Below are 16,135 nucleotides of genomic sequence, written 5' to 3' on the forward strand. Positions count from 1 at the left end.
GGCGGGGGGGGGGGGGGGGGCCGCCCCCCCCCCCGACCGCGGACCTGCTGCGCGCCGGGGGCACTCCGGCCGCGTCGACCCGGCGCTGGCGGGTCGAGCCCGGCGGGCCGCGGCCGCTGGACCGCGTGATCGAGCCCGACCTCAACAGCGCCGCCCCCTTCGTCGCCGCCGCGGCGGTGACCGGCGGCGAGATGACGATCACCGGCTGGCCGGCGTCCACCGAGCAGCCCGGCCGGATGCTGCCGGACCTGCTGGTGGCCATGGGCTGCCGGGCGGAGCTGGTGCCGGAGGGCCTGCGCGTCACCGGCGGCGGGCGGATCACCGGTATCGACGTCGACCTCTCCGACTTCGGCGAGGCGGCGCCGGTGCTGACCGGGCTGGCCGTGCTGGCGGACTCGCCGTCCCGGCTGCGGGGCATCGCCCACCTGCGCCTGCAGGAGACCGACCGGCTCGCCGCGCTGGCGAGCGAGCTCGGCCGGCTCGGCGCCCGTGTCACCGTCACCGACGACGGCCTGTCGATCGCCCCGGTGCCGCTGCGCGGCGCCCGGCTCGACCCGCACGCGGACCACCGGCTGGCGATGACCTACGCCGTGGTCGGCCTGGCGGTGCCCGGGGTCACCGTCGACGACATCGCCACGACCGGCAAGACAGTCCCCGACTTCGCGCGGATGTGGACGACGATGCTGGCCGGCTGACCGTGGCACGCGAGATGGACGAGGACGACGTCCGTACCCGACCCGGCCGGGGCTCCCGGCCGCGGACGCGGATCCGGCCCGAGCACGCGGACGCGGCCCGCGCGGTGGTCGTCGCGGTCGACCGCGGCCGCTACACCTGCCGCCCGGAGATTGGCCCGGGCGGCCGCCCGGGCACGGCCCGGCGTGACACCCCCGCCGGCCGGCGGGAGGGCCCGGCCGGCCTGGTGGCGGCGGTGCGCGGCGGTTCCATGCGGCGGACGTCCGTCGTGGTCGGCGACCGGGTCGAACTGGTCGGGGATCTCTCGGGCAGCGCCGGCTCGCTGGCGCGCATCGTGCGCCGCGACGAGCGGACGAGCCTGCTGCGGCGCACCGCCGACGACTCCGACCCGGTGGAGCGGCCGATCGTCGCCAACGCCGACCTGCTTGTCATCGTCTGTGCGCTGACCGATCCGCCGCCGCGCACCGGGCTGATCGACCGGTGCCTGGTGGCCGCCTACGACGGCGGGCTGACCCCGGTCCTGTGCCTGACCAAGGCGGACCTCGCCGACCCGGCCCCCGTGCGGGCGTCCTACGAGCCGCTCGGGCTGCCGGTGGTCGCCACCCGGCCGGACGGCGACCTCGACCCGCTCCAGACGCTGCTGCGCGACACGACCAGCGTGTTCTTCGGGCACAGCGGGGTCGGCAAGTCGACGCTGGTCAACCGCCTTGTCCCGGACGCCGACCGGGCCATCGGAGTGGTCAACGCGGTGACCGGCCGTGGCCGGCACACCTCCTCTGCGGCCGTCGCGCTCGCCCTGCCGGACGGCGGGACCGTCGTCGACACCCCGGGGATCCGCTCGTTCGGGCTGGGCGCCGTCCAGCTCGAGCGGGTCCTGACGGCCTTCGACGACCTCGCGGCCGCGACCGCCGACTGCGAGCCCGGCTGCGACCACCTGACCGCGCCGGACTGCGGGCTCGACGAGGCCGTCCGGCAGGGGCGGGCCGACCCCGCGCGGGTGGCGAGCCTGCGCCGTCTGCTCGCGGCCCGCGCGACACCCGTCTGACCGGACGGCGCCGGTCGCACGCGGTCGCACAACCGTCTGCGTCGCAGCACAGCGTGCGGCCCCACAGGGCTCCGGCCAGCCATGTGATCGACAAAGGCTGCCCGGCGGATGCCGATCATGGCTGTGCCGCACCTAGTCTCGGTCTGTGACCGATCAAGGAACGGTGCCGCGGGCGGGTGAGTTCGCCCGCGTGGCCCGGCGCCGACGCCGGCAGCCGGTGGAGGCCGAGCGCGAGATCCTCCAGGCCGCGATCGAGATGATCGGCTCGGACGAGCCCGGCCCGATGACCGTCGCGGCGCTGATGAGCCGCACCGGGCTCGGCCGCTCCGCCTTCTACGCGTACTTCCGGGACGTCCCCGACCTGCTGCGGCGGCTGCTGCGTGAGATCGAGGGCGAGCTGTCGGCGGCGTCCGCCGGCTGGTTCGACGGCAACGGCGACCCGGTCGAGGACTGCGTCCGCTCCGCCCGGACCATCGTCGGCGTGCACCTGCGCCACGGGTTCGTCCTGCGGGTCATCGCGCAGGCCGCGGCCACCGATCCGGAGCTGGCCGCCGGGTACCGGAGGGCGGCGGTCGAGGGATTTGTCACAGCGGTGACCGAGCGGCTCGGCCGGGAGCAGGCCCGCGGCCGGGTGCGCCCCGACCACCACCCGCAGAGCGCGCGGGCGTTGATGGCGATGACCGATGCTTACCTGCGCGAAACACTGGGCCACCACCCCCGGGCGGATCCCGCCGAGGTCATCCGTACCCTCACCGTGGTCTGGTCGCAGGCGCTCTACGGGCGGGCACCGGCAGAGCCTGCCGAAGCCGCCACGCCGGGCGGGCGGATCCGGGCCGACGTCCGGTGACCACCGCGCCCGTTCCCTCGACGCCGGAACTCGTAGTCTTCCCTCGTGACTCCGCCAAACCCGAGCCCCGTCAGCGCCAACCCGGTCGAGGCGGTCGACCCTGCCGGCTGGCTCGCCGACGACCTCGCACTCGCTCTGAGCCTCGCCGACGCCGCCGACCGGATCACCCTCTCCCGCTTCCAGGCGGTGGACCTCCACGTCGAGTCGAAGCCCGACAACACTCCGGTCTCGGACGCGGACACCGCCGTCGAGTCCATGATCAGGGAACGGCTCGCCACCGCGCGCCCCGGTGACGGAGTTCTCGGCGAGGAGGAGGGCCTCGTCGGCGAGAACACCCGCCGGCGCTGGATCCTCGACCCGGTCGACGGCACCAAGAACTTCGTGCGCGGCGTTCCCGTCTGGGGCACCCTGCTCGGCCTCGAGGTGGACGGCGAGATGGTCGTCGGCGTGGCGAGCGCCCCGGCCATGAGCCGCCGCTGGTGGGCCGCCCGCGGCACCGGGGCGTTCACCCGGGACGCCACCGGCGACACCCGTTCACTGCAGGTCTCCTCCGTCGCCCGGCTGTCGGACGCCTTCCTCTCGTTCGCCTCGCTGGAGGGATGGCGCACCGCCGACCGGCTGCCCCAGTTCCTGAGCCTGGCCGAGCAGATCTGGCGCAGCCGCGCCTACGGCGACTTCTGGTCGCACATGATGGTCGCCGAGGGCGCCGTCGACCTCGCCTGCGAGCCGGAGGTCTCACTGTGGGACCTCGCCGCCCTGCAGGTCATCGTCGAGGAGGCCGGCGGCCGGTTCACCGACCTGCGTGGGCGGCGCGGGCCCGGCTGGGGCACGATCCTCACGACCAACGGGCACCTGCACGACGTCGCCCTGAGCCACTTCCGGGACTGACCCGAGCGGGCACCCGTCCCACGATGATCGGTTTCGCGCACCGCGGCGCGCCGGCCCCGTTCCAGCGGGAGAACCGGCTGCCCGCCTTCCGCCGCGCGCTGGCGGCCGGCGCCAACGGCCTGGAGTCGGACGTCTGGCTCACCGCGGACGGAATCCCCGTCCTGCGGCATGACGGCACGCTGGGCCCACCCGGCCGCCGGCGGCGGCTGGGTGAGCTGCGCGGCGCCGATCTGCCCGGGTGGCTGCCGACACTGGCGGCCTTCTACGACGATCTGGGCTGGGGTTTCGATCTCAGCCTCGATCTGAAGGGCCGTCCCGATCACATGTCCGCGGCCGAGGCGGCGGGCGCCGTCCTCGCGGTCACCCGTGCGGCGGGTGGCACCGAGGCCGCCGCACGGCTGTGGCTGTGTGGTTCGTTTCCCGACCTGCACGAGTGGCGGCAGGCCGACGGTGACGTCAGGCTCGTGAACTCCACCACGGTGGCAAACGTGGAACAGAACGGCGGCGGCGCCGCCTACGGGGGCATCCTGTGCGCGGCGGGCGTCGACGCCCTGAACCTGCGCACACGGGAGTGGACACCACCGCGGGCGGCGATGGTCGACGAGCTGCACGCCGCCGGTATCGCGGCGTTCGGATGGGACGCCCAGTCGACGGCGACACTGCGCCGGCTACGCGGTTACCGCCTCGACGCCGTGTACTCGGATCATCTCGGGCGGTTGATCGATGTCACCGTCGGGCACACCCGATCCGCGATCGGCGACGACTGGCCGGCGGCGGGCTCATCGTAAGGACGCGGGATGGTTGGGCCTGATGGGCCGGGGCCGGCCCGATCACCCGGAAGCGCTCACCCGCAATACATCATGACCCCACACGCGCGAGCAATGGGTCACCCGATTGAGGCGGGCCGGGCCGAATGTAGCCGTCTCACTACCAGAACGATTGACCTGACCGGTCGAATTTGACGAGGTACTCGCGATGGATCTCCCACCGCGAAGACCACATGTCAAGGACATCTAGGCGAAGGGACACGGGCGGACAGGCCCGCAGGGACGTATTCATGACACCGACGGCGACCAGTACCACACGCCCCGCACTACAACCGAGACCGCACGGCCCCGGCGCACACGGCCACGGCCGCCGGCCTGGTCCGCGACTTCACGGGCACGGGCATGGGCATGGGCAAACGGTCAGTCTTTGACGGCGACTTTGAGCATCTTCGCGGGAAAGCCGGTGCGTTCCGCGACGTTGTCGATGGAGTAGCCCTGCTCTACCAGGTCACGAGCCTGTTCGAGGGTCCAGCCCCGACCGGGGTCGACCCTGCGGATGATCACCTCACTCGCCTGATGATGTTCCTGCGGCCAGCTCAGTCGCGCGCGGCGTGCCAACGGTCGACCTCCGAAGTTATGGCGGGCATTAGCGTTACGAACCAAGGATAAGCCAGATACGCGCCTTCCCGCTCCATGAACTTCGCGATAGAGACCACGCCAGAGTAATGCGCAACCCGTCGACCGGACACCGTCGGGACCACGGCCCGGCCCCATCATCGATGCTCGCCGGACACCTGACGCTGCGCGCCGGGCCGCGTGGACAACACCGTGGTGAGACAACTGTTGACCCGGCGACTGTGCGGCGCCGAGTTGTCCGATCGACATGTCCACTTAACTTGTCCGACCGGTACTTGTCCGGTCGGTTCTTGTCCGGTAATGTCCAGCGCCCGCCGCGAACGGACGGGTGCGAACGGGTCTCTCGAACCGTACCGCCCGGATCGCGCCGGCCCGGGCGGCGGAGGTCACCTGTGGCGGTATCCCTTCATCCGGCGCCACGGGACCGACCGGCCGCCCGGGGCGCGACCGGCGGCGGATCAGTCGTCCTGTGCGGGTGCCGCCGTGCCGTGGGAACGCAGCAGGGTGCGCCACTGGCGAGCGGAGTGGCTGGCCGGTCTGGTGGTCGCCAGAAAATCCTCGAGAACGGCCCGGAATCGCACCGGGTCCGCGTGGTGGGGGAAATGGCCCGCGTCCGGGAAGATCTCCAGCCGGCTGCCCGGCATCGCCTCGTGGGCGATCCTCGCGTGCTCCACCGGGATCGCCGCGTCGTGCGCCCCCCACACGATCAGCGAGGGCATGCCTGCCGCCAGGTAGCACCGGTCCAGCATCGTGATCGCCTGGCCGTGGCCGTCCACCGCCGAGCGCAGGGTGCGCAGGAAGGCCTGCCGGGCCGTGGGGACGTCCAGCGAGGCGAACACGCGCATCAGGTCGTCCGCGTCCCGCCCGACGTCGGTGTGCAGCAGCCGCAGCGCGCGGGTGGCCGCCCAGCCGACCCGGCGCACGGGCGCTCTGGTCAGCAGCGACAGCGCATGGCCCGAGCCCGGCACCGTCGCCGCCCGCAGCACCGGGTGCAGGTCCGGCCCCACGCCCCCGGTCGACACCAGGACGAGCCGCTCGCACCGCTCGGGGAACTGGTAGGCGAACTGCATCGCCACTCCGCCGCCCAGCGAGTGGCCTACCACCGTCGCCCGCTCGACGCCCAGGACGGTCAGCAGGTCGCGCATCCCGCAGGCGTAGCCGGCGATCGAATAGTCGCCCCGGGGCTTGTCGGAGCGGCCGTGGCCCAGCAGATCCGGCGCGATGACGGTGCGGCCGCGCGCCAGCTCCGGGATGAGGTCCCGCCAGGTTCCCGAATTGTCCCCGATGCCGTGGATCAGCAGCAGGGCCGGACCACGACCGGCCCGGAGATAGGCCCGCCGGTAACCGTGGACCGTCACGAACCGGGTGGACAGCTGCCGCCCCGGCCCACCGGAAGCCCGCGCGGCCGCGGTCCCGGCCGCACCCGCACCCGCAGCCGGAGCCGCGACCTCGGTCTTGTCCCCGGCACCGGCCTTGTGCCCCGCCGCTTGCCCGCCGTCCGTCACCGCCACCGACCCTAGAACTCGATGTTGTGCATCACGTGCTTGATACGGGTGTAGTCCTCCAGCCCGTAGACCGACAGGTCCTTTCCGTAACCGCTCTTCTTGAATCCTCCGTGTGGCATCTCCGCAACGATAGGAATGTGCGTGTTGACCCATACGCACCCGAAGTCGAGGCGGCGCGCCACCCGCATCGCGCGGGAGTGGTCACGCGTCCAGACACTGGAGGCGAGGCCGTACTCGACCCCGTTCGCCCACGCGACCGCCTCGTCCTCGGCCGAGAACTCCTGGACGGTGACGACCGGGCCGAACACCTCCTGCTGGATCAGCTCGTCGTCCTGGCGCAGGCCGGCGATCACGGTGGCCGGGTAGAAGTAGCCGGGCCGGTCCAGCGGCGTCCCGCCCGCGAGCAGGCGGGCGTGCTCGGGGGCACGCTCGACGAACCCGCTGACCCGGCCGAGCTGACCGGCGCTGTTCAGCGGGCCGTAGTCAGCCTCGCCTCCGCCGGCCGCGGCCCCGCCGGTCTGGCCGCCGGCGGCGGGCGGGCCGGTCGTGGTGGCACGGGCGGCCTCGGCGAGCGCGTCGGCGAGCTCGCCCGCGATGCCGGGCCCGGCGAGCACCCGGGTCGCGGCCGTGCAGTCCTGGCCGGCGTTGAAGTACGCCGCCCCGGCGATCTCCGCGGCGACCACGGCCGGGTCGACGTCGTCAAAGACGATCACCGGGGCCTTGCCTCCGAGCTCGAGGTGCACCCGCTTGAGCGAGTCGGCCGCCCCGCGGGCGACCTCCATGCCCGCGCGCACGCTGCCCGTCACCGAAATCATCGCCGGGCCCGGGTGGGCGACGAGGGCACGGCCGGTGTCCCGGTCACCACAGACCACGTTGAGCACACCCGGCGGGAGGATCTCGGCCGCGATCTCGGCGAGCAGCAGCGAGCTGGCGGGCGTGGTCTCCGCGGGCTTGAGCACGACCGTGTTCCCGGCCGCCAACGCCGGGGCGATCTTCCAGACGGCCATCATCAGCGGATAGTTCCAGGGGGTCACCTGGGCACAGACACCGATCGGCTCACGCCGGACGTAGCTGGTGTGGCCCGCCAGGTACTCCCCCGCCGACCGGCCCTCCAGCAGCCGCGCAGCCCCGGCGAAGAACCGGATCTGGTCGGCCGACGGGGCGATCTCCTCGTCAAGGGTGAGCTGGCGCGGCTTGCCGGTGTTCGCGCACTCCACGTCGGCGATCTCGGCCGCCCGTTCCTCGACGGCGTCGGCGAGGCGGAGCAGGGCACGGGAGCGCTCGCTCGGCGTGCTGTCCCGCCAGCCCTCGAACGCCTCACCGGCGGCCCGCACGGCGGCGTCCACGTCGGCCGGCCCGGAGCTCGGCGCGTGCGCGAGGACCTCGCCGGTGGCGGGATTGAGCACCGGCATCGTCCGCCCGTCCAGCGACGGTGCCTGCTTCCCCCCGACGAAATTGCTCAGCGTCCGCTCCATGGGTGTCCGCTCCATGGGTGTCCGTTCCATCGGTGTCCGTTCCATGCGTCCGGCTCCCTCCGGTCGTCCGAGCGCCACCCAACGGACACGATGGTTCCACGAACCTGGTGCCACCGATAGCGCATTCAACTCGCTCTTATGCAACCGAAAACTTCGAGAAAGGACCGTTTCAGCGATGTCTGTAGCCCGCCGTGCGGGGCCGGGAGGGGCCGGGTGCGACCCTGGTACACCGGGCCCGACCGGTCCCGGTTCCGGTGGCACAGTCATCACGACGGAACGATCTGTTCCGGCGGAGCGGGAGGCGACGGGCACCGTGCGCGACACCGACACCGGAGCAGAGGCCGACGAAGCGGTCACACCGACGGCCGTCAGCAAGGCGCCGGCGCGCCGGGCGATGGTCAGCCCGACGGGCTGGTCGCTGTGGACGGACACCCTGGACGGCGCGGCGCGCCGCCCCCGGCCGCGGGCCCGCGGCGCGCTCACCGCCGACGTCTGCGTCGTCGGAGCCGGCTACACGGGCCTGTGGACGGCCTACTACCTGGCCCGCACCCATCCCGCGCTACGGGTGATCGTGGTGGAGAAGGAGACGGCCGGGTTCGGCGCCTCCGGGCGCAACGGGGGCTGGTGCTCGGCGCTGTTCCCCAACACGGCCCTCGCCGGGCAGATGCGGCCCGCCCTGGCGGCGACCGTCGACGAGGTCGGCGCGGTCGCCCGTGAGGAGGGCATCGACTGCGACTTCGTCAAGGCCGGCTACCTGAGCGTGGCGACCACACCGGCACAGGCTGCCCGGCTGCGCCACGAGGCCGGCTCCGCCTGGCTGGACGCCGCCGCGGTGGCGGGCATCGTGCGGGTCGCGGGGGCCGAGGGCGGCGTCCTGGACCCGGACTGCGCCGCGCTCCATCCCGGCCGGCTCGCGCGCGGGCTCGCCGACGCGGTCGAGCGCCGCGGGGTCACGTTGTTCGAGCGCAGCCGCGCACGCCGGATCGTCCCGGGCCGGGTCGTGCTGGAGGGCGGGGTCGTACGGGCGGACGCGATCGTGCGCGCGACGGAGGCCTACACCGCGGCGCTGCCCGGTCTGCGCCGCGAGCTCGTGCCCGTCTACTCGCTGCTGATCGCCACCGAGCCGCTGCCGCCGGCGGTCTGGGACGAGATCGGCTGGGAGCGCCGGGTCACCGTCGGCGACGGCCGCCATATGATCATCTACGCGCAGCGCACGGCGGACGGGCGGATCGTGCTCGGCGGCCGCGGGGCGCCCTACCACTTCGGCTCGCGGGTCCGGCCGTCCTTCGACGTCGTGCCGGCCGTCTTCGACCATCTGCGGCGCACTCTCGGCGCGCTGTTCCCGGCCGCCGCGTCGGCCCGGATCACCCACCGCTGGGGCGGGCCACTGGGAGTTCCCCGCGACTGGACACCCGCCGTCCACCTGGACCGGGAGACCGGGCTGGCCCACGCGGGCGGGTACGTGGGCGACGGGGTCGCGGCGAGCGCCCTCGCCGGCCGGACGCTCGCCGAGCTGATCACCGGGCGCACCTCGGAGCGCACCGGCCTGCCCTGGGTCGGCCACTCCCGGCGGCGCTGGGAGCCCGAGCCGCTGCGGTGGCTGGGCGTGAACGGCGGCGCGCTGCTGGCGTCCGCCGCCGACGCCCGCGAGAACCGCACCGGACGGCCGTCCCGCCTCGGCTCGGCCCTGTCCGCCCTCACCGGCGGCCGCTGACGGCCAGAGACCGCTGACAGTCAGCGGCCGCGACGGCCGGCGGGCGCTCACGGCCGGCGGGCGCAGGACCCGTCAGCCGCGGGCGAGGTCCGCGGCCATCGCGTCGAGGCTCGCCAGGTAGCGGTCGACGTCGGCGTCGGTGTGCTGGACGGACAGCGTCCACTCCTCCTCCCGGCCGGGGGCCATCAGCACCTGCCGGTTGGCGTTGTAGAGCCAGGCCAGCTCCGGCAGGACCGCGTTCTGGTGGGCCATGAAGGACGTGTAGTCCCGGATCGGGGCGTCGGTGAAGTGGACGCATCCCTTCGAGCTGATCCCGACTGCGTAGCCGGCGATGCCGTGGCGGGCCAGGATCGCGGTGCAGCCGTCCACCAGGCGGTCGTTGAGGCGGTCGAGGTGGGCGTAGGCGTCCGGGGTCAGGACCTCGGTCAGGCTGGCCCGCGCCGCCGCCATGACCAGCGGGTTGCCGTTGAAGGTCCCCACCTGTTTCACCCTGTCCTCGGCGACCGCGGCCATCAGCTCCGCGGTGGCGCCGATCGCGCCGGCCGGCAGTCCGCCGCCGAGCGCCTTGGCGAGGGTGACCATGTCGGGCAGCACCCCGAACCGCTCGACGGCGCCGCCGGCCGCGACGCACAGCCCGGTCTTGACCTCGTCGAAGATGAGCACGATGCCGTGCCTGCGTGTGATCTCCCGGACGGCCTCCAGGTAGCCCGGCTCGGGCAGGACGACGCCGAGGTTCATCATCGCCGCCTCCATGATCACGCAGGCGGGCTTGCGCCCCTCGGCCTCGAGCGCGGCGATCCGCCGTTCCATCGCCGCCGCGTCGTTGAACGGCACGGGCACCGTCAGGTCGACCACCGCCTGCGGGATTCCCGCGCCGTAGGCCAGGGAGTTCATGTGGTCCGCCGGCCCGATGTCCCCGTAGGGGGTGCCGATCGAGACCATCACGTAGTCGTGATGGCCGTGGTACGAGCCGAAGATCTTGACGATGGTGTCCCGGCCGGTCACCCCGCGGGCGATGCGGATGGCGTCCATGGTCGCCTCGGAGCCGGAGTTGACGTAGCGCCACTGCGGCAGCCCGAAGCGGCGGGCCAGCTCCTCGCTGACCAGCACCGAATCCTCGGTGGGCATGGCGAAGTGCGAGCCGAGCGCCATCCGCTCGGTCACCGCGCGCACGATCGCGGGGTGGGCGTGGCCCTGAACCATCGAGCCGTACCCGTTGTGGAAGTCGGAGTACTCGTTGCCGTCGACGTCCCAGACCAGCGAGCCGCGGCCGTGCGTGAGGTAGATCGGCCAGGGGTCGCGCAGCTGGTAGGAGGACGGGACCCCGCCGGTCATCGTCCGCAGGGCACGGGTGTGCATGGCCTCGGACGCCGGAGTGCGGGCCTGCAGCGCGCGCTCCTCCCGCTCGAGGAGGTCGGTCACCCGCCCGGCGTGCCCGGTCCGCGGCGGGTCACCGGGACGAGGAGTCGTGGTCGTCGCGTTGGACACCGTCACCGCACCCTTCCTTTGCTCTCGACTATCGAAAGCGTAGCCCCGGGGCGCTGTTTGCGATGGAATCCGTGGAGACGGAGAGGTAGAAATGCCATATCCAGGCCAACGCCCCCGCGCCCATACGATGACGCGCAGCGAGTACTTGCCCCATGATCGGCGTCCATCGGACGAAACATCCAGGAGGATGTCGCGTGCAGTCACGCAGGTCGCCCGGTCAGCGCCAGACTCCGGAACCGCTGCTGGACGACATCAACAAGGCGATCATCGAGCAGCTCCAGCAGGACGGCCGCCGGTCCTACGCGGCGATGGCCACGGCCGTCGGCCTGTCGGAGGCGGCGGTCCGCCAGCGCGTGCAGCGCCTGCTCGACGCCGGGATCATGCAGATCGTCGCGGTGACGGACCCGCTGCGCGTCGGCTTCCGCCGCGAGGCGATGGTCGGCGTGCGGGTCTCCGGGGACACCCGCCAGGTGGCCGAGGCCCTCGCCCAGCTCCCGGAGGTCGACTACGTCGTCCTCACCGCGGGCACGTTCGACATCCTGATCGAGCTCGTGGCCGAGGACGACGAACACCTGCTGTCCCTCATCAACGACCACATCCGTGCGCTTCCGCAGGTCAGGGAGACGGAGACCTTCGTCTACCTGCGACTGGTCAAACAGACCTACACCTGGGGCGCTCGATGACCGAAAACGTCGGCGCCACGACAACCCTTGCCACCGGGCAACCATGAAGAGCCAACAGGAGTCCAACCTTTCGCTAAGACTGGTTGATTCCGGCTCGATCGATGAGGAGACCGTGACTACTCCGACGGCTGAAGTCGCCGGCTTCTCAGGCGGCTTGCGCCGCTTGAAGGGCCAGCCCGACCCTGAGGATGTTGACGGCGGCGTTCACGTCGGCGTGCGCGGTGTGCCCACAGCCACCGCAGGTGAACACGGCTTGTGCTCTGCGGTTGTCGGCGTGGCAGTGCCCGCAGACCGCGCAGGTGCGGGACGTGTTGGCGGGTGGCACCTCGACGACTGTCCGTCCGGCGCTTTCAGCCTTGGCGCGCAGTACGGCGAGGAACACCCCCCATCCCGCATCGAGAATGCTCTTGTTCAGCCCGGCTTTCGCCGCCTGTCCGTTGGGCAGGAACGTCCCGGGCCGCTCCGGGTCGGGTCTCGCAGCCACCCGACGGGTCATGTTCGCGACCCTGAGCGCCTCCACCGCGATCAGGTCGTGGTCGCGGACCAGATCCAGGGCAGTCTCGTGGGCGAGGTCGAGGCGCTGGCGGCGCACCGTCCCGTGCAGCGCCGCGACTTTCGCGACGGCCTTGCGGCGCCGGGCCGATCCGCGTTTCCTCCTCGCCAGCTCCCGCTGCGCACGGGCCAGCCGCCCGGCCGCCGCCGCCAGGTAGCGAGGGTTACCGACATGGCGGCCCTCAGACGTGGTGGCCAACGACGCCACCCCCATGTCCACCCCGGTCACCACCCCGGTCGGCGCAAGCGGCCGGGCGGGCACGTCATCGCAGGACAGGACCACGTACCAGCGGCCCCCCTCATGCTTGACACCGATGGTCTTGACGGTGCCCTGCACGGGCCGGTGCTGGTTGACCTTGACGTGGCCAACGCCCTGAAGCCTCACTCGGGTCTGGGTCGGGTGACCGGGCTGGGAGTCCCAGCGGCAGCCGTCCCCGCCCTTCGGCCACTCGACCGTGTCAAACCAGTGGGCTCCCTTGAACCGCGGGTAGCCCGGCTTCTCCCCAGCCCTGACCCTGCGGAAAAACGCGGCGAACGCCTTGTCAAGCCGGCGCAGGGTGGCCTGCTGCGAGGAGAACGACCAGCGGGCATGATCCGGATCGGCCGCGCGGATCTCCGTGAGCTGGGCGGACTGGTCGCCGTAACGCACCGTCGTCGCGCTCGGATGACGGTAGGCGTCACGGCGTTCCTGCAAGGCGGCGTTGTACAGCGCCCGGTGGTCCTCGACCATCGCGGTCAGCGCAACCGCCTGCCGGACGGTCGGGCGGAGCTGAAACCTGAAGGTCCGTCTCACCGCGCACGCTCCCTGCGCCACGGCCGCTCGTACTGGGTGTCGATGTACCGGCGGATCCTGTCCGCGGACACCACACCGACGGTGGCCACGACATACGGCCCTGACCACAGGGTGGGAAGCCGGGAACGCACGTGCGGGAACTCCTCACGCAGCACATGCGAGGAGAAGCCCTTGAGCTGGTTGGCGACATACGACGGGGAGTGCTTCGGGTGGGCTTGAACGAACAGACGCACATGGTCGGGCATGACGTCCAGCGCTCCAACGGTCCAGCCGTGTTCGGCGCGCTTCTCACGAACCAGCACGTCACAGCGGTCACGAACAGGCCCGGTCAGCACAGGACGCCGGTACTTCGGGCACCACACGACGTGATACCCCAGGTCGCAGACGCCACCCGCGCCCACCGCCACCTGCCGACCCACAAAACGATCATACAAGCGCGACCCATCCATCACGGTCGCGTCCCGTACCCGATACCCCTGACGCCTGAAGGCGTCAGCCCTCTCAGGGATCGCTGATGGCGCTCGTCCACCATGACCCGCGGGACGGCATCCTGATCACGAAGATCGGGCAGGCGGAGATCACCGTCCGGCCGGAGCCCCCCGCGAGCACCGGCGCCGCGCCGGTCGTCCTGCTGCGGGTCGACGCCCCCATGCTGGACAGCCTGGCCGCGGCGTACCTCGACCCCGACGAGGCCCGCTCGCTGGCCCGGGCGCTGCTGCGGGCAGCCGACCAGCTCCGGCCGGCCAGCCCCTGGCGCACTCCGGAGCGCCCGACCGGCTGAGCCACGCCGCTCCTCCGACCACCGCTTCGGTGATAATTCAGGTGCGAGAATCGGAAGTCCTTGTCACGCTTCCGGGGTGACGATCACGTCCTCCCGCACGGCCGACACGTCCCGCCCCGCGGCGAGCCCGGTCGCCGCGCCAGGCTCGGCGGCGGGCCGCAGCCCGCACGCCGGCCTGCGCTCCTACCTCGCGCACCTGATGACCTTCCGGTGGCGGGCGGCGGCGGTGCTGTGCGTGTTCGTCCTCGCGAACGTGCTGCTCGCCGTCGTACCGATCTTCGTGGGCCGGTTCGTGGCCGCACTCGCCGCCGTACCGGTCGACACCGGTGCCGCCTACCAGGCCGCCGCGCTGCTGATCTGCTGCGGGATCGGCCACGACCTGTCCTGGCGCAGCGGTGAGCTGCTGTGGGTGCGGCTGATCCTCGCCCGCGGCTACGACTACGAGAACCTCGTCTTCGACAAGGTGATCACGCAGCCCTACCCGTACTTCGTCGGCGCCTTCACCGGAAAGATCAGCAGCTACGTCGGCACGCTCGGCCGGGAGTACCGCGAGTTCCTCAGCGCGGTGTACTGGGAGTTCTGCGAACAGCTGGTCAGGGTGCCGGCGCTCGCGGTGATCATGTTCACCGTGAACGTCCCGACCGGCTGCGCGTTCACCGTGTCGCTGCTGATGATGCTCGCGCTGGGGCGGCTGACGATCTCGCGGGTCGCCGCCGAGGAGCGCAACACCGCCGACACCGCCTCCGACCTGGACGGCCGGATCATCGATGTGATCGCGAACTTCGTCGCGGTGAAGTCCTTCGGCCGCGAAGGCGCCGAATCCGCGCGGGTGCGCGCCGAGCGCCGGGGCGTCCTGCGGGCGGCGACGGGGTCCTACCGGTGGAACATCGTGTACTTCGCGTCGATGAGCCTGGTCGTGCGCTACCTCGTCGGACCCGGGACGATCCTGCTGAACCTGCACCTCTTCCTGGCCGGCGATCTCACCCTGGCGCAGCTGACCACCTTCCTGGCCGCCCTCGCGGTCTTCTCTGACTACATCTGGAACACGGTCTGGCTGGTCTCACAGCTGAATCTGCGATTCGCCCGGGTCGAGGAGGCCTACCACTACCTGTTCGGCGGCCGCGACATCGTCCGGGAGGACCGGCACCAACAGCCCACCGCACACGGACGGCCTGCCGCCCTCGAACGACCCGACGTCCACGGAGCATCGCAGCTCCACAGGGCGACCCAGCTTCCCGGGCCGGTCGGCTACACCCGGTCGCTCGGCATCCACGATCTGCGCTTCGCCTACCCGGACGAACCCGGGCGCCCGGTGCTCGACGGCATCACCCTGGAGATCGCCCGGAACGAGAAGGTCGGGATCGTCGGCCAGAGCGGCAGCGGGAAGTCGACCCTGCTGAAGCTCCTGCTCGGCTACTACCCGCTGCCCGCCGGGACTCTGACCCTCGACGGCACCCCGATCGACGACCGCCAGCTGGCCGGCCTGATCTCCTACGTCCCGCAGGACGTCACCCTGTTCCACCGCTCGATCCGGGACAACATCGTCTACGGCAGCGCCGCCGGGGTGACCGACGAGCAGGTCATCACGGCCGCGCGCCGCGCCCACGCCCACGAGTTCGTCAGCCGCACCGGTCAGGGGTACGACACCCTGGTCGGCGAGCGGGGCATCCGGCTCTCGACCGGGCAGCGTCAGCGGATCGCGCTGGCGCGCGCGTTCCTCGGTGACGCGCCCATCCTCATCCTGGACGAGGCGACCAGCGCGCTCGACAGTGAGAGCGAACGGCTCGTTCAGGACGCCCTGGAGGATCTGTGGGCCACCCGGACGGTGATCGCCATCGCGCACCGACTGTCGACCCTGCTGACCATGGACCGGATCGTCGTCCTGGACGGCGGGCGGATCGCCGAGCAGGGCACGCATGAGGCCCTGCTCGAGCTGGGCGGGCGGTATGACCGGCTGTGGCGCCGCCAGAGCGGCGGGTTCGTCGCGGTCGACTGACCGTCGCAGTCAACTGACCAGGACCGGCGGCGGCCAAAGCCGACGGCCGGGAGAATCCCACCCAAACGCCGCCCAGTGGTCGATGGCCGACCGGCCGGGTCGGTTCCGCATCGGAAATACCCGCATAAAGAAATTCCCCCGAGAGAGTCACTCTCTCGGGGGAATTTCTTCTTTGTAGCGGGGGCAGGATTTGAACCTGCGACCTCTGGGTTATGAGCCCAGCGAGCTACCGAGCTGCTCCACCCCGCGTCGGTGTGTGTCTTTACTATACA

The 16,135-nt window shown here is 72.0% G+C and carries 15 protein-coding genes and 1 tRNA gene; 9 read left to right on the forward strand and 7 right to left on the reverse strand.

The window, feature by feature from the left end:
• From AC559T_RS00860 to AC559T_RS00880, 5 genes are all read left to right on the forward strand, one after another.
• Nucleotides 1-695, forward strand: a 695-nt coding sequence (locus AC559T_RS00860) for a 3-phosphoshikimate 1-carboxyvinyltransferase (protein WP_498867407.1), incomplete at its 5' end; no start/stop codon positions are given.
• Between the two features lie 14 nt (nt 696-709).
• Nucleotides 710-1,738, forward strand: coding sequence for a ribosome small subunit-dependent GTPase A (rsgA, locus tag AC559T_RS00865; RefSeq protein ID WP_071059459.1), 1,029 nt, complete (start codon nt 710-712; stop codon nt 1,736-1,738).
• A 145-nt stretch (nt 1,739-1,883) separates the two neighbouring features.
• Nucleotides 1,884-2,585 (forward strand): TetR/AcrR family transcriptional regulator, encoded by a 702-nt coding sequence (locus AC559T_RS00870; RefSeq protein WP_041253692.1) that lies wholly within the window; start codon nt 1,884-1,886, stop codon nt 2,583-2,585.
• A 45-nt stretch (nt 2,586-2,630) separates the two neighbouring features.
• Nucleotides 2,631-3,473 carry a histidinol-phosphatase gene (hisN, locus tag AC559T_RS00875; RefSeq protein ID WP_020458598.1) on the forward strand — a complete coding sequence of 281 codons (843 nt, stop codon included), beginning with the start codon at nt 2,631-2,633 and terminating at the stop codon, nt 3,471-3,473.
• 23 nt (nt 3,474-3,496) lie between these two features.
• A complete protein-coding gene (locus tag AC559T_RS00880) occupies nt 3,497-4,261 on the forward strand; it encodes a glycerophosphodiester phosphodiesterase (protein ID WP_131622257.1) in 765 nt (254 codons plus the stop codon).
• A 399-nt stretch (nt 4,262-4,660) separates the two neighbouring features.
• Here the strand turns inward: AC559T_RS00880 and AC559T_RS00885 are convergent, their stop codons facing one another.
• From AC559T_RS00885 to AC559T_RS00895, 3 genes are all read right to left on the reverse strand, one after another.
• A complete protein-coding gene (locus AC559T_RS00885) occupies nt 4,661-4,804 on the reverse strand; it encodes a hypothetical protein (RefSeq protein ID WP_498867408.1) in 144 nt (47 codons plus the stop codon).
• A gap of 530 nt (nt 4,805-5,334) precedes the next feature.
• Entirely contained in the window at nt 5,335-6,387 is a 1,053-nt protein-coding gene (locus AC559T_RS00890; protein ID WP_420497596.1) for an alpha/beta fold hydrolase, read from the reverse strand.
• 5 nt (nt 6,388-6,392) lie between these two features.
• On the reverse strand, nt 6,393-7,856 hold the full coding sequence (locus AC559T_RS00895) for a gamma-aminobutyraldehyde dehydrogenase (protein WP_368952187.1): 1,464 nt from the start codon (nt 7,854-7,856) through the stop codon (nt 6,393-6,395).
• Nucleotides 7,857-8,250: 394 nt separating this feature from the next.
• Between AC559T_RS00895 and AC559T_RS00900 the strand changes: the two genes are divergently transcribed.
• A complete protein-coding gene (locus tag AC559T_RS00900; RefSeq protein ID WP_368952188.1) occupies nt 8,251-9,570 on the forward strand; it encodes an NAD(P)/FAD-dependent oxidoreductase in 1,320 nt (439 codons plus the stop codon).
• 72 nt (nt 9,571-9,642) lie between these two features.
• Here AC559T_RS00900 and AC559T_RS00905 read toward each other — a convergent pair whose 3' ends face one another.
• The gene (locus tag AC559T_RS00905; RefSeq protein WP_041253689.1) at nt 9,643-10,992 is read right to left on the reverse strand and encodes an aspartate aminotransferase family protein; all 1,350 of its coding nucleotides are present in this window, start codon (nt 10,990-10,992) and stop codon (nt 9,643-9,645) included.
• Nucleotides 10,993-11,252: 260 nt separating this feature from the next.
• Here AC559T_RS00905 and AC559T_RS00910 point away from each other — a divergent pair, with 260 nt between their 5' ends.
• Nucleotides 11,253-11,741 (forward strand): Lrp/AsnC family transcriptional regulator, encoded by a 489-nt coding sequence (locus AC559T_RS00910; protein WP_071059368.1) that lies wholly within the window; start codon nt 11,253-11,255, stop codon nt 11,739-11,741.
• A gap of 145 nt (nt 11,742-11,886) precedes the next feature.
• Here AC559T_RS00910 and AC559T_RS00915 read toward each other — a convergent pair whose 3' ends face one another.
• Together AC559T_RS00915 and tnpA are read right to left on the reverse strand one after the other, a co-directional pair.
• Nucleotides 11,887-13,086, reverse strand: coding sequence for an RNA-guided endonuclease InsQ/TnpB family protein (locus tag AC559T_RS00915; protein ID WP_498867409.1), 1,200 nt, complete (start codon nt 13,084-13,086; stop codon nt 11,887-11,889).
• The gene (gene tnpA, locus AC559T_RS00920) at nt 13,083-13,505 is read right to left on the reverse strand and encodes an IS200/IS605 family transposase (RefSeq protein WP_498867410.1); all 423 of its coding nucleotides are present in this window, start codon (nt 13,503-13,505) and stop codon (nt 13,083-13,085) included. The genes AC559T_RS00915 and tnpA overlap by 4 nt, the downstream gene beginning before the upstream one ends.
• A 95-nt stretch (nt 13,506-13,600) precedes the next feature.
• On the opposite strand from tnpA, the gene AC559T_RS00925 reads away from it, so the two are divergent.
• Both AC559T_RS00925 and AC559T_RS00930 read left to right on the forward strand, forming a co-directional pair.
• A complete protein-coding gene (locus AC559T_RS00925; RefSeq protein WP_041253688.1) occupies nt 13,601-13,867 on the forward strand; it encodes a DUF6907 domain-containing protein in 267 nt (88 codons plus the stop codon).
• A 76-nt stretch (nt 13,868-13,943) separates the two neighbouring features.
• A complete protein-coding gene (locus tag AC559T_RS00930) occupies nt 13,944-15,863 on the forward strand; it encodes an ABC transporter ATP-binding protein (RefSeq protein ID WP_112108628.1) in 1,920 nt (639 codons plus the stop codon).
• A 175-nt stretch (nt 15,864-16,038) separates the two neighbouring features.
• Here AC559T_RS00930 and AC559T_RS00935 read toward each other — a convergent pair.
• Nucleotides 16,039-16,112, reverse strand: a tRNA-Met gene (locus AC559T_RS00935).
• Nucleotides 16,113-16,135 lie beyond the last annotated feature (23 nt).

Origin of the sequence: Frankia sp. Hr75.2 (genome assembly GCF_949319125.1) — a bacterium.
In the GTDB taxonomy this organism is placed as follows: Bacteria; Actinomycetota; Actinomycetes; order Frankiales; family Frankiaceae; genus Parafrankia; species Parafrankia soli.